Raw genomic sequence first — 18697 nt, forward strand, 5'->3', positions numbered from 1 at the left:
ATGCTTATTTGCTGATAATGTCAATTACATCTGCAATATCGTCGATAATATGCGTTGGGTTATAAGGTTCCAGCTCCTGGCGGGTAAATATGCCGGTGGTAACACCTATAACATAGCGGCAGCCGGCATTCTGTCCCTCACGAACGTCTACTTCGGTATCGCCTACTTTTGCTACCTCTTTGGCGCGCTCAATTTTTCCATCAACCATCATTTTTTGAATCATGTATGGATGCGGACGGCCAAGCTCCACCTCGTCTGAACCAACAACATGGTCTATCAAACCCTTTTCGCGCCATTGCAGGCGGTCTACAATAGTATCGGCAATATCACGGGAAAAACCGGTATTAATGCCCACCTGAATACCTTTATCGTGCAAAGCGGCAAAAGTCTCTTCCACATTTGGCAATGGCCCAATACCCGGCGCGGTTTTATAATGCTGTATCATCTGGTGCACAAACTCTTTGTGTATCTGGCTTACCAGTTCGGTTGTAATTTTAGCATCATTATGCTCGTGCAGGCGCAAGATCTGCCTGATGGCCTGGTTTTTTTCATAACCCATCAGGGGGTTAATTAACTCGAGCGGAACCTGGTAGCCTGATTTTAATAATGCAGCCTGGAAAGCCTTGCTTACGTCGTGGTCATCTTTAACCGTTGTGCCGGCTATATCAAATACAACTAATTTTATAGACATGGTAATAGTGTGATTGTTCAGCAATACTAAACTAAGTTTATTAATATCAAACTAAATTAGTGTTAATGTTTGGTTAAGAGATAGAGATTAGAGACCAGCGATCAGAGATTAGGAAAAAAAATGTAATTGCATTAATCACATTTGCTACCCAGTTCTGCCTGATCTCTAACCTCTGGTCACTTGCCTCCACCCTTATCCTCAAAAAAATAAATTACCAGCATGCTGGCAGTTTGCGTACCAGTATTGCGGGGCGTATGCGGTATGCGGCCGTCAAACAGCATGGAATCGCCTTGCCGCAGCAGGATTTTATCTTCATTAAACTGATATTCTATCTCGCCGGATAAAATATACTTGTATTCAAAAGCATCGGTTTCCACCAAAGGGCGGGCAGCATCAGGCTCCAGCTCAAGTATCACAATGTCGACTGTTGAGGGGTTAATGGACTGCGTGAAAATGCGATGGTAATGAAAGCCGATGGCATGTTCTTTCTCGAAGTGGTCGTATTCCTCTTTCCGTTTTATGAGGATGGGCAGCTCTGCGCTTTTCGAGCGGATATCTTTAAAGAACTCATTGAGGTCTATCTCGAGCGCTTTTACAATTTCTATCAAAACAACCAGCGAGGGTATCGTCCGGCTGTTTTCAATTTGCGATATCAATCCCTTGCTTACGTTGGCCCGTTGCGCAAGCTCCTGCACGGTTATGTTCTTTTCTCTTCTTTTTTCTTTTATCCGGTTGCTTATCTGGATGATGATATCTTCTTCCATTAATAGTTAATATGGGTTTATAAAGGTTTACGCCGGGCGCAAAGTAATTAATAAAGCAATTGATGCAAAATAACCTTTTTGTTAACTAAAGTTAAACAGGGGAATTGATGTGATGATGTGCGGATGTGCGGATTTTGGATGTGCGGATGAAAAATGATCGAAGATGTTTGGTGATGATGTGCGGATGTGCGGATTCTGGATGTGCGGATGAAAAATGGCCGAAGATGAACTGATGACCCAGACGATATGCCAGCTTAGATAATTTCGTTTCCATTCTATCCGCACATCAGAAATCCGTACATCAATTAACCGGCCGTTAACAATAATCTAATATTGCCTAACTTTATTTGCTGAAAAACTGCACACTCATGGAATCTTCGGTACGCAACCACCAGGCTATAGTAAACGAGGTCTTCTCGCTGTATGAAAAACACGGCGATGAAGACTATATAGGTGAACCGGTTTCGCAGCTGGAGCACATGTCGCAGGCGGCCATGCTTGCCGAAGAGGAGGGTTATGATGATGAAGTAGTGCTTGCTGCTTTCTTTCATGACATTGGGCATCTTTGCGCCGAAGAGGGTGAAGCCGAAAGCATGAACGGCATGGGGAATGTAAACCATGAAGAGCTGGGTGCTGATTATTTGCTGGAGCGGGGTTTTTCTGCGCGGATAGCGGCCCTGGTGCAGGGGCATGTGATTGCTAAACGGTATCTTACCTATAAATATCCCGAATACTACAACAAACTGTCAGACGCCAGCAAGGCTACGCTTGAATTCCAGGGTGGCCGGATGACGGCAGAAGAAGCCGGGGAGTTTGAGCAAAATCCCGATTCAGATTTAATTATACGCCTGCGTTACTGGGATGATAAGGCTAAGGAAATGAATGTGCCGGTAAACAATATCGATTATTTAAAAGAGATGGCACTGAGGCATCTGGAGAGCGTTAATTAGAAGTCAGATAGAGATCAGGCTGTTTAGGCTTTGCCGGTGTTGCTGCTGCCTGTAACGCTTGTAACACATGTAACGGGGTGATACAAGCGTTACAGGTGTTACAATAGGTTATATTGTTCTTCATAAGCTATCCTGTGTAACCTTTGTATCGCCTTTATCTATATCGTGTTCTAAGTATTTAAATTACGTGTTATAATAAGGTTCATACATGCTTTAAGTTTATTGGTTACCGAAGGGTAAAAATTTACAACCTTATATCTTCAATTGAACTTACAGAGCCGTTATAAAAATAAACGTACTTATATAAGCCATTTCCTAAACTGTAAGTCCATAAATCAGAATCATAATATTTGCTCTCACTCGAATTACTGCTGTCAGGTCTTCCGAGGCATTTTTCAATCATACCCTTTGACATGCCAACAACAGGAATTTTAGCATACAGCATACCGCCTAAGTACTTACCATACAACTTTACATCTTCGATATATTCAGGTGATTGCCCTAAGAATTTTGTTTGCCCGCTAATTTTTTTTAGAAACACATTATAAGAAGTGGTATACCTTATTTGTTCGGTATTAATAAAAATGTTTTGGCCTCTATACTCAGACGCGAAAAATTTAGAATAGTAATTGATAATGGATATTTTGAATGTATGGTTTGCATCATCCTCAAGCGGTATTTTTTCACCTTTCAAAGTGTCCGTTTGATAGTATCCGCCTTTTACTATTTTGATATTGGCAGTTTGTGACTTGGCTGCAACGCAAAGCGTCGCAAGCAATACGGTTAACGTAAGTTTCATTTTGGGCGTTTCAAAGCAGTAATGAACCAACAGTACAATATTATTCGCCTTCTAACAAAAGCGGCGTTAATCACATCGTCAAAGGAGCCGTGTGTTTTGAATTCGCTTTTTTGAAGGAGGCAAATCGTTGTTTTGGTTCTTTTTTTTCCATGTCAATCAAAGTTATCAAATTGATTGTGCATTAGTGAAGCGTTTTCCGCCTTTGTCGCGGAATCGATAAGCCGGCCCAATAGCATGCTGTAACGCTGTAACGCCCGTAACAGGTTGAAACAGGTGTTACAAGTGTTACAGTAGCTATACTGATTGATAGCGTATTGGCTGTAACGCTTGTAACACGGTAACGGCAAATAACACTGCGTTACAAGCGTTACGGTAGGTGCCGGTTTGGGCTTTGTTGATGTTGTCACACCATCACAAAACTATTAAGCGAAACAGTGTGACAGTGGTAACAGTATTGCAGCCTTTGCCGGATATGCACTTAATCAGCCTGGTGCAACTTATCCAGCCAAATCAACTTCACCATTGCTGAGTTTTCCGCCTTTCCCGGCTTTAGCGGCTGCCGCATCCACATTAAAATAACGTAAGCAAATAGTAACGCCGCTGTTATATCAATGGCCCTATTTAACATTTGCTACATCTATTGTTAAGCATTGCTTAATACTAATTTAGTTTACTAATAATAAACAAAGTTTAGTATTGCTGCATGAAAAATTCCTTCTTCTCACTCTCAAAAATTAACAGATGAAACAGATTTACATGCATTTCCGGACGCTAATAACAGCGTTGTTATTTTGTCTGGCCCCGGTACTTTTGTTCGGGCAATCAAAAATCGGTGGTACCGTAACCGATAATCAAAAGCAGGCTTTGCCGGGTGTAAGCGTAAAGGTAAAAGGTACTACACAAGGTACCATAACCGACGTTAACGGCCGCTTTCTGCTTACCGTTCAAAAAGGCCAGGTGCTCGAGGTATCTTTCCTTGGTTTTCAGCCTGCGGAAGTACCGGTTACCGACCAGACGAACTATAATATAGTTTTAAAGGATGATTCTAAAACGTTAAATGAGGTTGTAGTAACAGCGCTGGGCGTAAAAAAAGAAACCCGCCGCCTTGGTTATTCGGTTCAAACGGTTAATGGCGATGCGCTGACTACGGCACGCGATGCTAACCCGGTGAACGGCCTGATCGGTAAAGTGGCCGGTTTATCGGTAGGCGCTACTTCCGAAGTATTGGGCGTACCGAATGTTACCATTCGTGGCAACACAGTTACCTTATATGTGGTTGACGGTTTGCCTATCAACTCGGATACTTTCGATTTGAGCCCGGATGATATTGAAACCTACACTATTTTGAAAGGCCCTGCTGCGGCTGCACTTTATGGTAACCGCGCTGCCAACGGTGCGATTTTAATAACCACCAAAAAAGGTAATGCTAACAAAAAAGGGCTTACTGTTGATATAAACAGCAGTACGGTTATAAACAAAGGCTTTGTTGCTTTTCCGCGTATCCAAAGTAAATTCGGACCGGGCGAGAACACCTTCTACACTTTTGTTGACGGTAAAGGCGGTGCACCGGGTGGCGTTGACAGCGACTACGACGTTTGGGGACCTTATTTTGCAGGTCAGCTCATCCCTCAGTATGATAGCCCCGTTATTAACGGCGTTCGGCAGGGTACGCCATGGGTTGCCCGGGGCGCTAATAACCTGGCTAACTTTCTGCGTACCGGCTATCAAACCAATAATAACATTGCCTTAACAGCTAACGGCGATACCTATACCACCAGGTTCTCGGTTTCGCAGCAGCACCAAAGCAGTTATATCCCCTCGCAATACCTTGATATTGCCAACGTTAACATGTTTGCTTCATTTAATCCAACATCAAGGTTAAAGTTTGAAGCGAGTTTTGATTTTAACAGGCAGAGCACAGATGATTACCCGGACGTTCAGTACGGCCCGAACAGTATCATCTATAACATGGCTATATGGACCGGCGCCGACTGGAACGTTAATGCCCCTGATATTAAAGGAATATGGCAGCCGGGTAAGGTAGGTACTCAATCGGTATTTGCTGAATACACCCGCTATCACAACCCGTGGTTCCTGACTAAAATCTGGACACGCTCGCACTATAAAAATGATATCTACGGCTATTTATCAGGTAACTTCAAAATTGACAACCACCTGAATGTGGGCTTAAAATCGCAGGTGAATACTTATAACCTGCTGCATACCGAAGATATGCCATATTCTGCTCACCCATACGGGCGTGAAGGCAACCAGGGCGATTATCGTGAAGACCGCCGCGATTTGTTCGAGAATAATACAGAGTTAAAGTTAAACTTTGATTACACCGCTAAAAAGTTCCTGAACATTTCGGGCTTAGTGGGCGGTAACTTACGTAACTTTAAATATAATTCAAGCTGGGTATCAACCGATTATCTGAACGTACCGGGAGTGTACGCTTTCAGCAACTCAAAAAACCCTATCCAGGCAACCAGCTTCAGTTCGCAGCTTCGCACGTTAAGCGGCTTCTATTCAGTCGATCTATCCTTCGGCCATTATGCAACTTTATCAAGCACCGGCCGTGTTGACAAATCTTCAGCATTTCAAAATGTAACCACTTATTATTATCCAAGTATATCAGCTGCCACAGTAATTTCTGACTATGTTACTTTACCAAGCTTTATTACTTTCTTAAAGGCTCGTGCTTCTTACTCAAACGTGCGTTCAGATGCTACCAGCCCCAGCATTGGCCCTGCGCCATACAGCTCGATAACAGCATTTGGCGGTAGCACAGGCCCATCTTTATTTGATAATCCGCTGGGTTACGGCACAACGTATAACTCTCCGTACAACGGTCCCGACTATTCGTTGAATACCTCGTTCTCAACCGCGAAGCCATACAACAGCCAGACAGCGGGCTATGCCTCAAACTATTTGTATCAAACAGGTATCAAAACCTCAACCCGCGTTAACTACGAAGAAGGACTTGACATCAAGTTCATCCAGAACAGGTTAGGGTTAAGTGCAACTGCATTTCAGTATATCGACGGTCCGAGGATCCTGGCAAACTCAATCTCAACTGCTACAGGATATACTACTGAGTTTTTGAATGCTTTGAAGACTAAAAAGACAGGCTACGAACTTTCATTAAGCGGTACGCCGGTAAAAGACATGGGCGGCTTTGGCTGGGATGTTTTGGTTAACTGGTCGACATTTAAGGAGATTTATGACGAGTTGCCTCCGGGTCAAACTACATACAATACCTTCTTTCAAAAAGGCGACCGTACCGACAAGTTTTACGGTACCAAATTCGTAAGAACTCCAACAGGGCAAATCATCAATGGTTCAAACGGCGAACCGCTGGTAAACCCGGTACCGCAATATCTGGGACACTTAAATGCTGACTACACATGGTCTGTTTACAACCACGTACATTATAAGAGCATAGGCCTGGGCTTCCAGTTTGACGGTTCGGTAGGTGGTGTTACCGCAGATTATGTACATAACAAAACAGTACGCGGCGGCAGCAACGCTTTAACAGCCGAAGGCGCACTGGGTGATGCCCGCTATAAAGACTGGCAGAACTTTGGCAAAGCAGGCTATAACGGCAGCTACGTTGGCCAGGGTGTACAAATATCAAACGGTGTTGCACCAAATTACGATTCAAAAACAGGTGCGGTATTAAACTACGGCGCACTGCAATATGCTCCTAATACTTCAACCGCATTTGTGCAGGAGTATGCAAGCGAGTACTATAACGTAACCGAAGCCAACCTGATGAGCAAAACGTATGCAAAACTACGCGAGGTAACCATCGATTTTACTTTCCCTAAAGCATGGCTTCAGCATACGTTTATCAGCAAGGCTTCTGCGTCAATTTACGGCCGTAACCTGCTGTATTTTTACAAGAACCCTGAATTTAAGGACGTGGACTTAGACCAGTATGCCAACACGGCTACTTCGCTAACCGGCCTGCAATCTCCTTCAGTACGCAGCTACGGGCTTAACTTAAAACTTTCATTTTAATTAAACACGATACGTGATATGAAAAAGATATTTAAAATTTATTTACTGCCGGCAATAATGCTGCTGACAGTGAGCAGTTGTAAAAAAAGCTTCGAGGACTTGACGCTTAATAACAACGTTCCGAATAGTGTGCCGGCGTCATTACTCTTTAATGGTGTGGTAAACAGCATGGTTGACTTGCCGCAGGGCTCGGCAGAGATATATGATCAGTACTATATTTATAACTACAACTATTACGGTAACAACACTTATGATCTGGGCTCGGGTGACAACTATTACAACACATTAAAAAACGTGACAGTGATGGAAAAACAGGCTATAGGACAGGGCCTGCCCGCCGTTAACGGTTACAGTGCGCTTGGCAAATTTTTCAGAGCTTATTTTTTCAGCAAGATGAGCCTGGAGGAAGGTGATATCCCTATGAGCCAGGCGCTGCAAGGCTTAGCCAACCTTACTCCTAAGTATGATAGCCAGAAAGATGTTATGAAACAGGCTTTGGCATGGCTGGAAAGCGCAAATACCGATTTAGGAGCTTTGATAGCCGGTGGTACAACTTCTATACAGGGCGATATATTTTTTAATGGTGACCTGGCAAAATGGCAAAAAGTTGTTAACGCATTTCATATCCGTCTGCTTACCGAGCTAAGCAAGAAAGCGGTTTCTGATGCAGACCTTAACGTGCCTGCGCAGTTTGCAGCCATAGTAAGTAACCCAACCAAATACCCGTTAATGACAAGCGCTGCCGATAACCTGCAATATATATTTGTTGCGCCATCAAACTATTATCCGCAAAACCCGGATAACTTTGGTCAAAATGGTTCAAGGCAAAACTCGTCACAAACCTATATTAAACTGTTAACCACATTTCATGATCCGCGCGTATTTGTAACAGCAGAGCCTGCACGTGATCTGGTTGATGTGAAAAAGCAAAGCCCTACAGATTTTGCATCATTTGTTGGTGCAGACCCTGGGCTAGACTTAGGCACAATGTATAACAACGCTGGTTTAGGTTATTATTCATTCATCAACCGTAAGCATTTTTATTCAACTTATACCGGCGAGCCAAGTATACAAATAGGTTATGCCGAGCAGGAGTTTAATATTGCCGAAGGTATAAACCGCGGCTGGGCAACCGGCGATGCAGAAAGCTTTTATGTTAAAGGCATACAGGCTTCGATGGATTCATACAGCATACCTGCAACAGGTTCATTTACAGCCTATTTTTATCGTCCGGGTTCATCAAGTGTAAGCAGTTTATCAAACTATGATACCTATACTATTAAAACAGATTGGGCGACATATTATGGTCAGCCAGCTGTAAAATACACCCCGGGTGCAACCGGCTTAACCCAGATATTGCAGCAAAAATACCTGGCGTTGTTCCGTCACTCAGGGTTGGAATCGTATTTTACCTATCGCCGTACCGGCGTGCCTAACTTTACAACCGGCCCGGGCACCAGCAATGGGCAGCGTATCGCATTACGCTTTCAATACCCATCCAGTGAGCGTACTGCAAACAGCGCAAATTACAACGCGGCATTGTCCAGCCAATTTGGTGGCAATGACGATATCAACGGTGTAATGTGGATACTTAAATAATAAAAACTGAACGCCTGGAGCCATCCGAATTTCGGGTGGCTTCTTTTTTTTAACTACTTGCTGCATTTTAGAAAATACCTCGCGTGTTTTTATTGCTGTTTGCAGTAGCAAGGTAAAGCCGGATCTGCCCAAATATTATGATACATTATGTGCGTTTTGGTGCGGGGTTATATCAAGAGCGTGGTTCAGCAGTTTGCTGACTCAAAGTTTAACAAGTGATACAAATAAATAAGTAGTATATCAAAAAAATAGCATGAGCAAAAAGGGGATTTTTTTTGCAGTAGTATGGCTAAGTGCTGTATGTGCTGCTTTTGCGCAAAAACACACCACCATATTAGAAGTGCCGGGTATTAACCAGTATTGCAAAATTAATGAAGGCGGAATATCTGTTTTGCCCAGTGGCCGGTTGGTTACGCCTGCAGGACAATCGATACGAATTACGCACGATCCTTTCGGCCTTTCCATATCGCCCGACGGCAAAAAGGCAGTTACGCTGCACAACGGTGTGATTACGCTTATTGATCTGGCGTCGATGGATGCTTTACGGGTACCCTCGTACGACAAGACTATTGCATCTCCAATTAAAGACGGATCATTTTTGGGGGTTGCTTTTGCACCGGACTCGAAGACGGTTTACCTGAGCGGCGGCGATAACGGCGCGGTTATAGTTTATGATACCGAAAAGCTAAGGATGATCGATTCGCTTTCATTAAACGGCAAGGTTAACGGCACAGACTATGAAGACAGCTTTACCTCTGACCTGCTGCTGAACGATGCCGGTAACGAGTTGCTGGTTTTAGACAGGGGCAACTTCCGGGTGGTTAGGATGGACCTGAAAACCAGGAAAATCACCGCGTCTGTGCCCTCGGGCAGGCAGCCTTTTGGCCTGTCAATAAGCCCGGATAAAAAAACGGCCTTTGTTGCTAATGTGGGCATGTATTCATACCCGCTTATAAAAGGCGCAACGCCAAAAAATGTTGATTCGATAATGATAACCCATCATCCATATGGCAACAATACAAAAGAATCGATAGACGGCACAGTTGTGGAAGGCAGGCAGATACCCGGTGTGGGCAGCCCTAACTCGCCCGAAGCGATGAGCGTTTTTACCATTGACCTGGGAAAAAATCAAATCATCAATAAATTTAAAACCGGCTACCAGGTAGGGCAAATGATTGAAGACGCGAAAGTAGTTGGCGGCGCCAGCCCTAATTCTATTGCGGTTGGTTCCCTGTATGCCTATGTTACCAATGCCACCAATGACAACATCTCCATTATCGATTACAAACATCATCAACTGGCAGGAACTATTCCAATTACTACTGACGAAAGATTGAATAAGTACCGGGGCTTACTGCCATTTGGCATCTGCCTTAGTAAAGACGAAAAAACTCTTTATGTAGCATTGTTGGGATTTAACGCTGTGGCAGTTATCGATGTACCTTCAAAAACAACACGCGGGCTTATACCAACAGGCTGGGGGCCATCCAGGGTTAAGTTATCCGCAGATGAAAAGGAGCTTTACATCACCTCATGCCGCGGATTAGGCGCCGGCCCCAATGGCGGCAATGGCTTTGTAAAGCCGCCCCAGGGAACATACATCGGCGACATACAGCTCGGTTTATTCCAAAAGGTCCGTGTTCCGGATCACGATATGCTTGCAAGTTATACCAGGCAGGTGATAGGAAACACTTTTTTAAGTAAAGAGGTAACCGTTGACCCTGCTAATCCGCTGCCTGCCCTTCCCGGCCTGACGCCTACCCCAATAAAATACATTGTGTACATCACTAAAGAGAACCGCTCTTATGACGAAGTATTTGGGCAGCTAAAAGGCGCTGTTGGCGACAGCACGCTGGCCAGGTTCGGCGTTAACTGCGAGTACACCCTCCCGGATGCGCTGAAGACGCAGTTCCCGGGCCTTAAAGTAGCGCCTAACCATTTAAAGGCGGCACAGCAGTTTGCTTTTTCTGATAATTACTATTGCGACAGCGATGCGTCCATACACGGACACCATTGGATGCTGGGTGTAATTCCGAATGAGTGGGTTGAGGCGAATTCGAATGTCAGCAAAACGGCAAAGATATTCTCAAAAGCCCCAGGCCGGCGTTTCCCCGGATCAACCGGCAGTATGGACCCGGAAGATTACGCTGAGCGCGGCGGCCTGTGGGAAGCCCTGGAACGGAAACATATTGAGTTCTATAACTTCGGAGAGGGTAACGAAACCGCCCACAACCGCGAACAATGGCAGGATACGGCAACCGGATCTGGCCACGTGGTGATGGTGCCTATGCAAAAAGCGTTGTTTAGCCGTACCAGTCATAATTACGCAGGCTTTAATACCAATATCCCCGACCAGTTCAGGATGGACCAGTTTGAGGGTGAGTTTACCAAAATGTGGATCAAGGGCAATAAACCAATGCCACGTTTGATCACCATGCAGGTTCCTAATGACCATACGGCGGACCCAAGGCCTGCGGATGGCTATCCTTATAGAAATTCGTATGTGGCTGATAATGACCTCGCGGTGGGCCGCATACTGCATTTTCTGTCGCGCACAAAATACTGGAAAAATATGCTGGTGATCATTACGGAGGATGACCCTCAAGGTGGCGTTGACCATGTGGACGCCCACCGCTCCATATTGATGCTTGCCGGGCCGTATGTAAAGAAAGGCTATATAAGCCACACGCACGCCAACTTTGGTGCGATACTTAAAACCATTTATAATATACTGGATGTTCCCTATGTAAATCAGTACGATGCGACCGGTACCTTATTGCAGGACTTCTTTACTGCTAAACCAGACTTTACTCCTTACACGCTGGTTAAAAGTGATACGCGGATATTCAACCCGCAAAACGCCATGAAACGGTATAACAAAACAATAGATTGGCGCAAGATTGAAAAAGGCCCCGATATGGATGATGAAGAAAACGAACGAAATGAACGGCGCCGCCTGGATAAAGGGGAAAAAGACTAAGCCGGCTATTTTTAACTTACAAGTTTAATTTACGAATGAAGCACACATTTTTAGCAGCAGTTTTTTTGCTGACATTGAACGCGGCAGCCATTGCACAGCCTAACCCTGCGCCCCGGGCCCGGCATAAATTTATTGTAGCCGCCCACCGAGGCGACCACACCATTTACCCCGAAAACACGCTGGAAGGTTATGCCATGGCCATAAAGGACGGCGCAGACTATATAGAAATAGACCTGCGCACCACCAGCGATGGCAAACTGGTTAGTATGCACGATGCTACTGTTAACCGGATGACAGAGGCCAAAGGCCTGGTAAAAGATTTTACCCTGCAACAGTTATCCGGATTAAAAGTAAACGCAAAAAGTGCCGCTGATACGATGATTTACCGCATCCCCACGTTTGAACAGATACTGAAGCTCTGCAGGGATAGAATTTATATCTATATAGATTTTAAAGAAGCCGATGCCAGTGCGACATTGAACCTGCTTAAACAATACCACATGGAAAAGCAGGTGTTAGTATATATCAACAAACCATCACAAATTACCGACTGGCGTACAGCCTACCCGGCTATGCCGCTGATGCTAAGCATGCCCGACAGTGTAAAGACCATTGAAGGGATGAAGCAATTTATCAACAAATGGCATCCTGATATCCTCGACGGTAATTACAATACGTATACAAAGGAAATGATTCAATACGCCGCATCGCTGGGCATTCCGGTCTGGCCTGATGTGCAAGGCCCTGCTGAAGGTCCGCAGGTTTGGGATAAGGCAATCGGGGTTGGGTTAAAAGGCATGCAAACAGATAATCCGCCGGGGTTAATTAAATATTTGGAAGGGAAGGGGTTAAGGTAGGGCGGGAGTCAGTAAAGTCGGGAGTATGCTTAATATAAGGTGGTTTTGCAGCTTCTTCCGCTCTTTACTGACTTTTCGGACGAATAATTGCTTCTTAGTAAAATAATTGCCTAAATTTATAATAACCAATTATTTAAAACCGGAGGTAATTATGAACGTGGTTCATCGTATTGAAACCTGGGGCGACAGTCACCACCCCAGGGTGCTTGATATAGTGCGTATAGCGCTCGGAGCTTTTTTGCTTTTGAAAGGCATAGCGTTTATGCAAAACACCGAGTATCTGAAGGCAATTATCGTCGACCAGAATGTTATCAATCTTTCGAACGGTATTTTAATGGCGCTGGTTTACTATGTAGCATTTGCACACATGGTAGGTGGTGTTTTAATCGGGGTTGGAATTTTAACCCGGTTTGGCTGTATCATACAAATACCGATTGTAGTAGGCGCTATATTTTTGAGCGGCATTTTTGAAGATGCAGTTAATTATATGGTTTGGCCGTCCGTTGCAGCATTAATTGCGCTGGTTATATTTTTAATACTGGGTTCGGGACCGTGGTCGCTGGATAGGTACTTAGGAGGAATAACCTCTAAATAGTTTGCCGTCTCAGTGGGCAGTTTGCAGAAGTAGCAAGCTTGTAAATGTAAACCTGTGCCAACTGTAAACCGTCAACTGCCGGCTTCTTAATACTCCGCCATTTCTTCATCCACATAGCACCACAGCCAGCGTTCGCCCGGCTCGGCAGAAATTACCACAGGGTGATTGTGTTCAGCCGCGTGTTTACTGGCATGTTTATTCGGAGAGCTGTCGCAGCAAAGCGTAACACCGCAAGTCTGACAGGTGCGCAGGTGCATCCAGGAGCTATGCGTTTTTATACATTCCTCGCAAACGTAGTCCTTCGGTTTTTTTAAGCTTTTAATAGCGGCCAGGTGCTGGCAAACTTCGTTTTCCATGGTGATGATATTTTATTTTTCTGCCGGCTGTGTCTTCACAGCCAGGGGAGTATGACTTTTGTAACCTAATATTGGCTGTGGAGACACAGCCAGCGGTGTGGGGTAGCCTCTCAACCTTGATTATATTCAAGCTGCTAAACCCTACACTTCTGCCAGATATTTATGCACAAAGCTGATCGCCATGGAGCCTTCGCCTACGGCAGATGCAACGCGGTTCATGGCTCCGGCACGCACATCGCCCGCGGCAAAAATGCCGCTGCAGCTGGTTTCCAGCAAGAAGGGATCGCGTTTTTGCTTCCAGATCTTTGGGAACTCATCATAACGCCGCAGTTCACGACCGGTTTCTATAAATCCCTTTTCATCCTTTAAAATATCGAGCTTTAACCAGTCGGTATAAGGTTTTGCGCCGATAAAAATATACAGCGCAGCTGCCGGACGGGTTTCTGTTTCTTTTGTCTTTACGTTTATAAGTGTCAGCCTTTCGAGGCAGTTATGGCCGGCAGCCTCAATAACTTCCGTATCGGGCAGCACGTGTATGTTGGGCAGGTTTTCAATTTGCTGTATCAGGTAAGCCGACATGGTGTAGCTCAAGCTATCCCTGCGGATGATGATATATACATTCTCGGCAAATTTGCTCAGGTATACGGCTGCCTGCCCGGCCGAATTTCCGCCGCCTATAACATAAACCTCTTTGCCTTTGCATGCCGAGGCTTCGGTAGTTGCTGCACCGTAATATATGCCCGCGCCTGTATAGTTTTCTACGCCTTTAACATCCAGTTTGCGGTAATCAACGCCGGTAGTAATTACAACGGTACGGCTCACAATCTCTGGCCCGTCGTCGAGGATGATGGTCTTGTAGCCATCTTTCTGGCGGATATCATTTACAGATTGCGGCGATAAAAATTCTGCGCCCAGTCGCATCGCCTGGCTGATGGCCCTGCGTGTCAGATCGGCGCCGCTTAAGCCTGCCGGGAAACCCAGATAGTTTTCAATACGCGAGCTGGTGCCAGCCTGGCCGCCGGGGGCCTTACGCTCAATCAATAAGGTCTTTAACCCTTCGGACGCGCCGTAAACAGCGGCTGCCAATCCTGCCGGCCCGGCGCCTATAATTGCGACGTCATAAATGTCATGCGTTATTTGCGGGCTTGCGCCGATTTTTTCTGAAATCGACCTTATAGAGGGCTGACAGGAATAAGAACCATCATCAAACACCACAACCGGCAGTTGATCCAGGGTAACTTTATTCAGCTCCAGCAACTGTTTAGCATCAGGGTTTTTCTCGACGTCAAGCCATTTATACGGGATGAGATTACTTGCCAGATAATCCTTAACGGTATGCGACTGCGGCGAGAACTGGTAGCCAACTACCTTAATCCCCTTAAAATCTGGTACGTAATCGCTTTGCCAGTCGTCCAGCAAATCATCGATGATGGGGTAAAGCCTCTCTGACGGCGGATCCCACGGCTTCATCAGGTAATAATCCAGCTGCACATCGTTAATAGCCTTTATAGCGGCTTCTGTATCGGAATATGCGGTAAGTAAAACCCGCTTTGCTTTCGGGAATATCTTTATGGCTTTTTCCAGGAAATCAACGCCCTCCATTTCGGGCATGCGCTGGTCGCATACAAACATGGCTACTACCTCCGAGCTGTTTTTGTAATCAATAAGCGCTTCGAGGGCTTCATTCGCCGACGTGGTATTGATAACCCGGTAGTCCTTGCCATACATCGATTTTAGATCGCGGCTAATGGCACGAAGCACCTGCGGGTCGTCGTCTATAGTAAATATGATAGGCTTTTCCATGGGCAATAGGCGTGTGGCGGCAAATTAATAATTTATTACAAATGTAAGGGAATATTAGCGCCCCCAAAAGCCATCCGGCGGATTACCGGCCAACAAAATGACAGAAAATTGCAGGATGATTTATTTCTTAACAGAATCCTTTTTCGCCCGCATGCTATCACCGTGCATGCCGGGTATGTTTCTGCCGGTGTCCTTGTCGAACTTACTGGAATCAACAGTTACGGGATACCGCCTGTTTATGCTGTCGGTATCGCCGTGTTTGGGGTAACGATCGCCACTGCATGCACTTAAAATACAAACGCTGCAGGCGAGGGCGGTTATGATGATTTTGTTTTTCATTGCAGTTAATGTTGATGTGATAATAGTAACAGGCAGGGGCGGAGATGGTTTTGGGAATGTAATAAGGGAACCGGGATTAAGCGATTTTTAAGAGTTTAAATGATCACTGTTTTGCAGGATTGAATTTTGTCCATTTAAATTTATGCCGTTCGTTATTATCAAAATTTAACCGTTTTAATGGAAACAATCAAGTTCATTGGCTACATACAATCGCCGATAAAAGAAATAAAGGATTGTCCGCTGCAGGAAGATGAAGGCGCACCGGAGGTTATTATACATATTGAAAAGGAATTTTTACCGGCGATTTCGGGGCTCGTGGCGGGCGGAAAAATTGTCCTGCTTACCTGGCTCGACAAGGGCGACCGGGATACGTTGACCACCAAACCAAGAAATAATCCCAACGCGCCAACACGCGGCGTATTTGCTACCCGCTCGCCTTAACAGGCCAAATCCAATTGGCCTTCACGAAACCGAAATAATGGAAATAACCAGCGACGGAAAGATAAAAATTACAAATCTGGAGGTGTTGGATGGCACGCCGCTGATTGATATTAAGCCCCTGAGGTGACGGCGAGTAATAAAGCCCGAAAGTGAATGGAAGTTTAAATAGCAGGCATTGTGCTTCTGAACTCGTACAGCTTATAGATATCATTTCCATCACCGTTAGTACATTTAAGCCAGCATTGTCTGGCTATAACGGGTGAGCATGGACCATAAGTGAAAATCCGGATAGCCTTTTTTTTCGCCTGGTGGCGCAATATATCCAGCATTTGCTGCAGCATATCGCCTCCAAAAGGCGTGTACATAAAAAATACTGTTCCGCCGGAATAATTTGCTCTACGGGCGTCTGTATTAAGGAATTTAACGTCAGTTAAGTTGAATTGTGCTGCACATTTTTTTGCATAGTCACAATAGGCAGGCTCGTATTCAATGCCGATGGTTTTAGCGCCGGTAAGCAAATTCACCAGCATGCCCACCTGGCCCAGGCCGGATCCAATATCAAAAAATACATCGTCTGCTTTTAGCTGTGTCATTTCAGCCAATTGGAAAATTATCCGGGCGGGTGTTTGCTGGTAAAATACCATTTCGTTCTCCCGGTTCTTCGTTGCTTCGGGTAAAGCATCGCAGCACAGCAGGCAATTGATAAAATTGTCCAGAACATCATAACCCGGTTCGTTCAGTAGATTATCGGCCGTGGTTTGGCCCACGTATTTTTGAACAACATCTTTGAAAGCAATCCCCGGAAGGATATTTTCGCGGAGTTCCTTAAAAAGAATGTTATCGATATTTTCAAGTTTCTGCTTTAGCTTTTGTGCCCGTCGCTCTAACTGCCCGAGTTGCGGAATATTACAAGAGCTTTGCCGTAAGCTGTCGAGTCGCCCGACTATATGAAAGTCAATAAAATCGATTGCGTTTGCACGGCGGCTAAAATCCAGGCTATCAAAAATGTGCGGGGCATTTTCGATTTTTATGATGTCGGCTTGTATGTCGGCTATATCTATCAATTATTAGACCTGGATTTTATACGGCAAAGGTAGGGGATTGCGTAAATTAAGCCGAAATATCTCACCTCAAAATCACCCGGAAAGGGTTATTTGCTGCGGGTCTTAATTGTGTATTTTTACTAAGTAAGCCAATAGATAGCCGCATGAAAAAAGTATTATCAGTTTTAGTTCTATTCCTGATTGTCAGTATAACCGCTGATGCACAACGCAAAGCTCCCGTATTAAAATGGAAGTTCCTGGTGCCGGGCGCAGTGATCGCATCGCCGGTGATTGATGGCGAAGTGGTTTATTTCAGCTCGCTTGATAAAAACCTGTATGCTGTAAACCTGCAAACCGGTAAGCAGCTATGGAAATTTGCCACCATGGGTGAAAACCGTTCAGCGCCGCTGATAGCAGGGCAGCAACTATATTTTTTAAGTGGCGATGGCAACGTGTATTGTCTCGATAAAAATACCGCTAAGGTAAACTGGACATTTAAAACCGGTGGCGAACGCAAATATGAGCTCTTTGCATTCGCCGATCATATCCATTCTTCGCCGGTGCTGGATGGCGATGTGCTGTATTTTGGCTCGGGCGATAACAACATCTATGCATTGAATGCCAAAACAGGGCAGGCGTTATGGTCGTTTAAAACGGGCGATGTGGTGCATGCTACGCCCGTTATTAAAAATAATAACCTGCTGGTTGGTTCATTCGACGGTTATTTTTATAACCTGGATAAACACAGCGGTAAATTAATATGGAAATTTAAATCAGTTGGGCAGCGGTATTTTCCAAAAGGCGAATTTTCGGGTCAGCCGGCCATGAGGGGTAACACTGTGTATGTTGGCAGCCGCGATTTTAATTTATACGCTATCAACATAAAAACAGGCGCCTGTAATTGGAATCACTATTTTACACACGGGTGGTCGGTAGCTAAGCCACAATTCTATAAAAACCTGGTTATAAATACAACGATGGATGAGCGCGTAGTGGCGGCGATAGATACCGGAAATGGAGCAATCGCCTGGCGCACACCCCTTCAGTTTGATATGTTCGGAGCATGCCTTGTGTCCGACTCAACTGGCTATGCAGGCACGCTTAACGGCAACCTGCTGGCAATAGACTTGAATAGCGGCAATATACTGTGGAATTATCAAACAGATGCCCGGCAGAAGTTCTTTGACCAATATTTCACTAAAGATGAGCAGTTTAATGATACATCTTTCGCGTTGCTTGGCAAGGACCTCGGCGCACAAGTGCAAATTTTTCACAAAGTGGGCGGCATATTTTCGCAGCCTGCCAAAAAGGATAATTTGCTGGTGTTCAGCAGTTCGGAAGGAGTTGTTTATTGCTTGGCGGCGGAGTAAGCAATTCACTTAAATAACAGGCATTTAAAAAGCCATACGCAGTATGCTACGCATGGCTTTCATATAAAAACCTTTCAGCTTTCGCCT

At 45.0% G+C, this 18697-nt stretch carries 16 protein-coding genes; 9 read left to right on the forward strand and 7 right to left on the reverse strand.

From position 1 onward, the window contains the following. Nucleotides 1-4 precede the first annotated feature (4 nt). Both Q3W13_RS08980 and Q3W13_RS08985 read right to left on the reverse strand, forming a co-directional pair. Nucleotides 5-691 carry an HAD hydrolase-like protein gene (locus Q3W13_RS08980; protein WP_302863070.1) on the reverse strand — a complete coding sequence of 229 codons (687 nt, stop codon included), beginning with the start codon at nt 689-691 and terminating at the stop codon, nt 5-7. Nucleotides 692-867: 176 nt separating this feature from the next. Then, nucleotides 868-1455: a helix-turn-helix domain-containing protein gene (locus Q3W13_RS08985; protein ID WP_302863072.1), complete on the reverse strand. Its 588-nt coding sequence runs from the start codon at nt 1453-1455 to the stop codon at nt 868-870. A gap of 368 nt (nt 1456-1823) precedes the next feature. Here Q3W13_RS08985 and Q3W13_RS08990 point away from each other — a divergent pair, with 368 nt between their 5' ends. Further along, on the forward strand, nt 1824-2405 hold the full coding sequence (locus Q3W13_RS08990; RefSeq protein WP_302863074.1) for a phosphonate degradation HD-domain oxygenase: 582 nt from the start codon (nt 1824-1826) through the stop codon (nt 2403-2405). Nucleotides 2406-2649: 244 nt separating this feature from the next. Here the strand turns inward: Q3W13_RS08990 and Q3W13_RS08995 are convergent, their stop codons facing one another. After that, entirely contained in the window at nt 2650-3204 is a 555-nt protein-coding gene (locus Q3W13_RS08995; protein WP_302863075.1) for a hypothetical protein, read from the reverse strand. 741 nt (nt 3205-3945) lie between these two features. Here Q3W13_RS08995 and Q3W13_RS09000 point away from each other — a divergent pair. From Q3W13_RS09000 to Q3W13_RS09020, 5 genes are all read left to right on the forward strand, one after another. Continuing rightward, nucleotides 3946-7227 carry a SusC/RagA family TonB-linked outer membrane protein gene (locus tag Q3W13_RS09000; RefSeq protein WP_302863076.1) on the forward strand — a complete coding sequence of 1094 codons (3282 nt, stop codon included), beginning with the start codon at nt 3946-3948 and terminating at the stop codon, nt 7225-7227. 18 nt (nt 7228-7245) lie between these two features. Beyond that, the gene (locus Q3W13_RS09005) at nt 7246-8826 is read left to right on the forward strand and encodes a SusD/RagB family nutrient-binding outer membrane lipoprotein (protein ID WP_302863077.1); all 1581 of its coding nucleotides are present in this window, start codon (nt 7246-7248) and stop codon (nt 8824-8826) included. Nucleotides 8827-9079: 253 nt separating this feature from the next. Further along, a complete protein-coding gene (locus tag Q3W13_RS09010; protein ID WP_302863078.1) occupies nt 9080-11806 on the forward strand; it encodes a hypothetical protein in 2727 nt (908 codons plus the stop codon). Nucleotides 11807-11841: 35 nt separating this feature from the next. Then, on the forward strand, nt 11842-12663 hold the full coding sequence (locus Q3W13_RS09015) for a glycerophosphodiester phosphodiesterase family protein (RefSeq protein WP_302863079.1): 822 nt from the start codon (nt 11842-11844) through the stop codon (nt 12661-12663). 151 nt (nt 12664-12814) lie between these two features. Continuing rightward, nucleotides 12815-13258: a DoxX family protein gene (locus Q3W13_RS09020; RefSeq protein WP_302863082.1), complete on the forward strand. Its 444-nt coding sequence runs from the start codon at nt 12815-12817 to the stop codon at nt 13256-13258. An 86-nt stretch (nt 13259-13344) separates the two neighbouring features. Here Q3W13_RS09020 and Q3W13_RS09025 read toward each other — a convergent pair whose 3' ends face one another. From Q3W13_RS09025 to Q3W13_RS09035, 3 genes are all read right to left on the reverse strand, one after another. Then, the gene (locus Q3W13_RS09025; RefSeq protein WP_302863083.1) at nt 13345-13614 is read right to left on the reverse strand and encodes a UBP-type zinc finger domain-containing protein; all 270 of its coding nucleotides are present in this window, start codon (nt 13612-13614) and stop codon (nt 13345-13347) included. Between the two features lie 141 nt (nt 13615-13755). Next, on the reverse strand, nt 13756-15417 hold the full coding sequence (locus Q3W13_RS09030; protein WP_302863084.1) for an FAD-dependent oxidoreductase: 1662 nt from the start codon (nt 15415-15417) through the stop codon (nt 13756-13758). Nucleotides 15418-15537: 120 nt separating this feature from the next. After that, a complete protein-coding gene (locus Q3W13_RS09035) occupies nt 15538-15756 on the reverse strand; it encodes a hypothetical protein (RefSeq protein ID WP_302863085.1) in 219 nt (72 codons plus the stop codon). Nucleotides 15757-15933: 177 nt separating this feature from the next. On the opposite strand from Q3W13_RS09035, the gene Q3W13_RS09040 reads away from it, so the two are divergent. Together Q3W13_RS09040 and Q3W13_RS25220 are read left to right on the forward strand one after the other, a co-directional pair. After that, on the forward strand, nt 15934-16197 hold the full coding sequence (locus Q3W13_RS09040) for a hypothetical protein (protein ID WP_302863087.1): 264 nt from the start codon (nt 15934-15936) through the stop codon (nt 16195-16197). Then, nucleotides 16178-16324, forward strand: a complete 147-nt coding sequence (locus Q3W13_RS25220) for a TrmO family methyltransferase (protein WP_368077627.1) — start codon at nt 16178-16180, stop codon at nt 16322-16324. The genes Q3W13_RS09040 and Q3W13_RS25220 overlap by 20 nt, the downstream gene beginning before the upstream one ends. 34 nt (nt 16325-16358) lie before the next feature. On the opposite strand, the gene Q3W13_RS09045 is transcribed toward Q3W13_RS25220, so the two are convergent. Further along, nucleotides 16359-17261, reverse strand: coding sequence for a hypothetical protein (locus tag Q3W13_RS09045; protein ID WP_302863089.1), 903 nt, complete (start codon nt 17259-17261; stop codon nt 16359-16361). Between the two features lie 143 nt (nt 17262-17404). On the opposite strand from Q3W13_RS09045, the gene Q3W13_RS09050 reads away from it, so the two are divergent. Then, on the forward strand, nt 17405-18610 hold the full coding sequence (locus tag Q3W13_RS09050; RefSeq protein WP_302863091.1) for a PQQ-binding-like beta-propeller repeat protein: 1206 nt from the start codon (nt 17405-17407) through the stop codon (nt 18608-18610). The last annotated feature ends 87 nt before the right edge of the window (nt 18611-18697 follow it).

Source organism: Mucilaginibacter sp. L3T2-6 (assembly GCF_030519355.1).
Taxonomy (GTDB): domain Bacteria; phylum Bacteroidota; class Bacteroidia; order Sphingobacteriales; family Sphingobacteriaceae; genus Mucilaginibacter.

What these genes read in the sequence shown, in the direction of transcription:
- Q3W13_RS08980 (WP_302863070.1), bottom strand. Translation starts at nt 691, where the DNA reads ATGTCTATAAAATTAGTTGTATTTGATATAGCCGGCACAACGGTTAAA.
- Q3W13_RS08985 (WP_302863072.1), bottom strand. Translation starts at nt 1,455, where the DNA reads ATGGAAGAAGATATCATCATCCAGATAAGCAACCGGATAAAAGAAAAA.
- Q3W13_RS08990 (WP_302863074.1), top strand. Translation starts at nt 1,824, where the DNA reads ATGGAATCTTCGGTACGCAACCACCAGGCTATAGTAAACGAGGTCTTC.
- Q3W13_RS08995 (WP_302863075.1), bottom strand. Translation starts at nt 3,204, where the DNA reads ATGAAACTTACGTTAACCGTATTGCTTGCGACGCTTTGCGTTGCAGCC.
- Q3W13_RS09000 (WP_302863076.1), top strand. Translation starts at nt 3,946, where the DNA reads ATGAAACAGATTTACATGCATTTCCGGACGCTAATAACAGCGTTGTTA.
- Q3W13_RS09005 (WP_302863077.1), top strand. Translation starts at nt 7,246, where the DNA reads ATGAAAAAGATATTTAAAATTTATTTACTGCCGGCAATAATGCTGCTG.
- Q3W13_RS09010 (WP_302863078.1), top strand. Translation starts at nt 9,080, where the DNA reads ATGAGCAAAAAGGGGATTTTTTTTGCAGTAGTATGGCTAAGTGCTGTA.
- Q3W13_RS09015 (WP_302863079.1), top strand. Translation starts at nt 11,842, where the DNA reads ATGAAGCACACATTTTTAGCAGCAGTTTTTTTGCTGACATTGAACGCG.
- Q3W13_RS09020 (WP_302863082.1), top strand. Translation starts at nt 12,815, where the DNA reads ATGAACGTGGTTCATCGTATTGAAACCTGGGGCGACAGTCACCACCCC.
- Q3W13_RS09025 (WP_302863083.1), bottom strand. Translation starts at nt 13,614, where the DNA reads ATGGAAAACGAAGTTTGCCAGCACCTGGCCGCTATTAAAAGCTTAAAA.
- Q3W13_RS09030 (WP_302863084.1), bottom strand. Translation starts at nt 15,417, where the DNA reads ATGGAAAAGCCTATCATATTTACTATAGACGACGACCCGCAGGTGCTT.
- Q3W13_RS09035 (WP_302863085.1), bottom strand. Translation starts at nt 15,756, where the DNA reads ATGAAAAACAAAATCATCATAACCGCCCTCGCCTGCAGCGTTTGTATT.
- Q3W13_RS09040 (WP_302863087.1), top strand. Translation starts at nt 15,934, where the DNA reads ATGGAAACAATCAAGTTCATTGGCTACATACAATCGCCGATAAAAGAA.
- Q3W13_RS09050 (WP_302863091.1), top strand. Translation starts at nt 17,405, where the DNA reads ATGAAAAAAGTATTATCAGTTTTAGTTCTATTCCTGATTGTCAGTATA.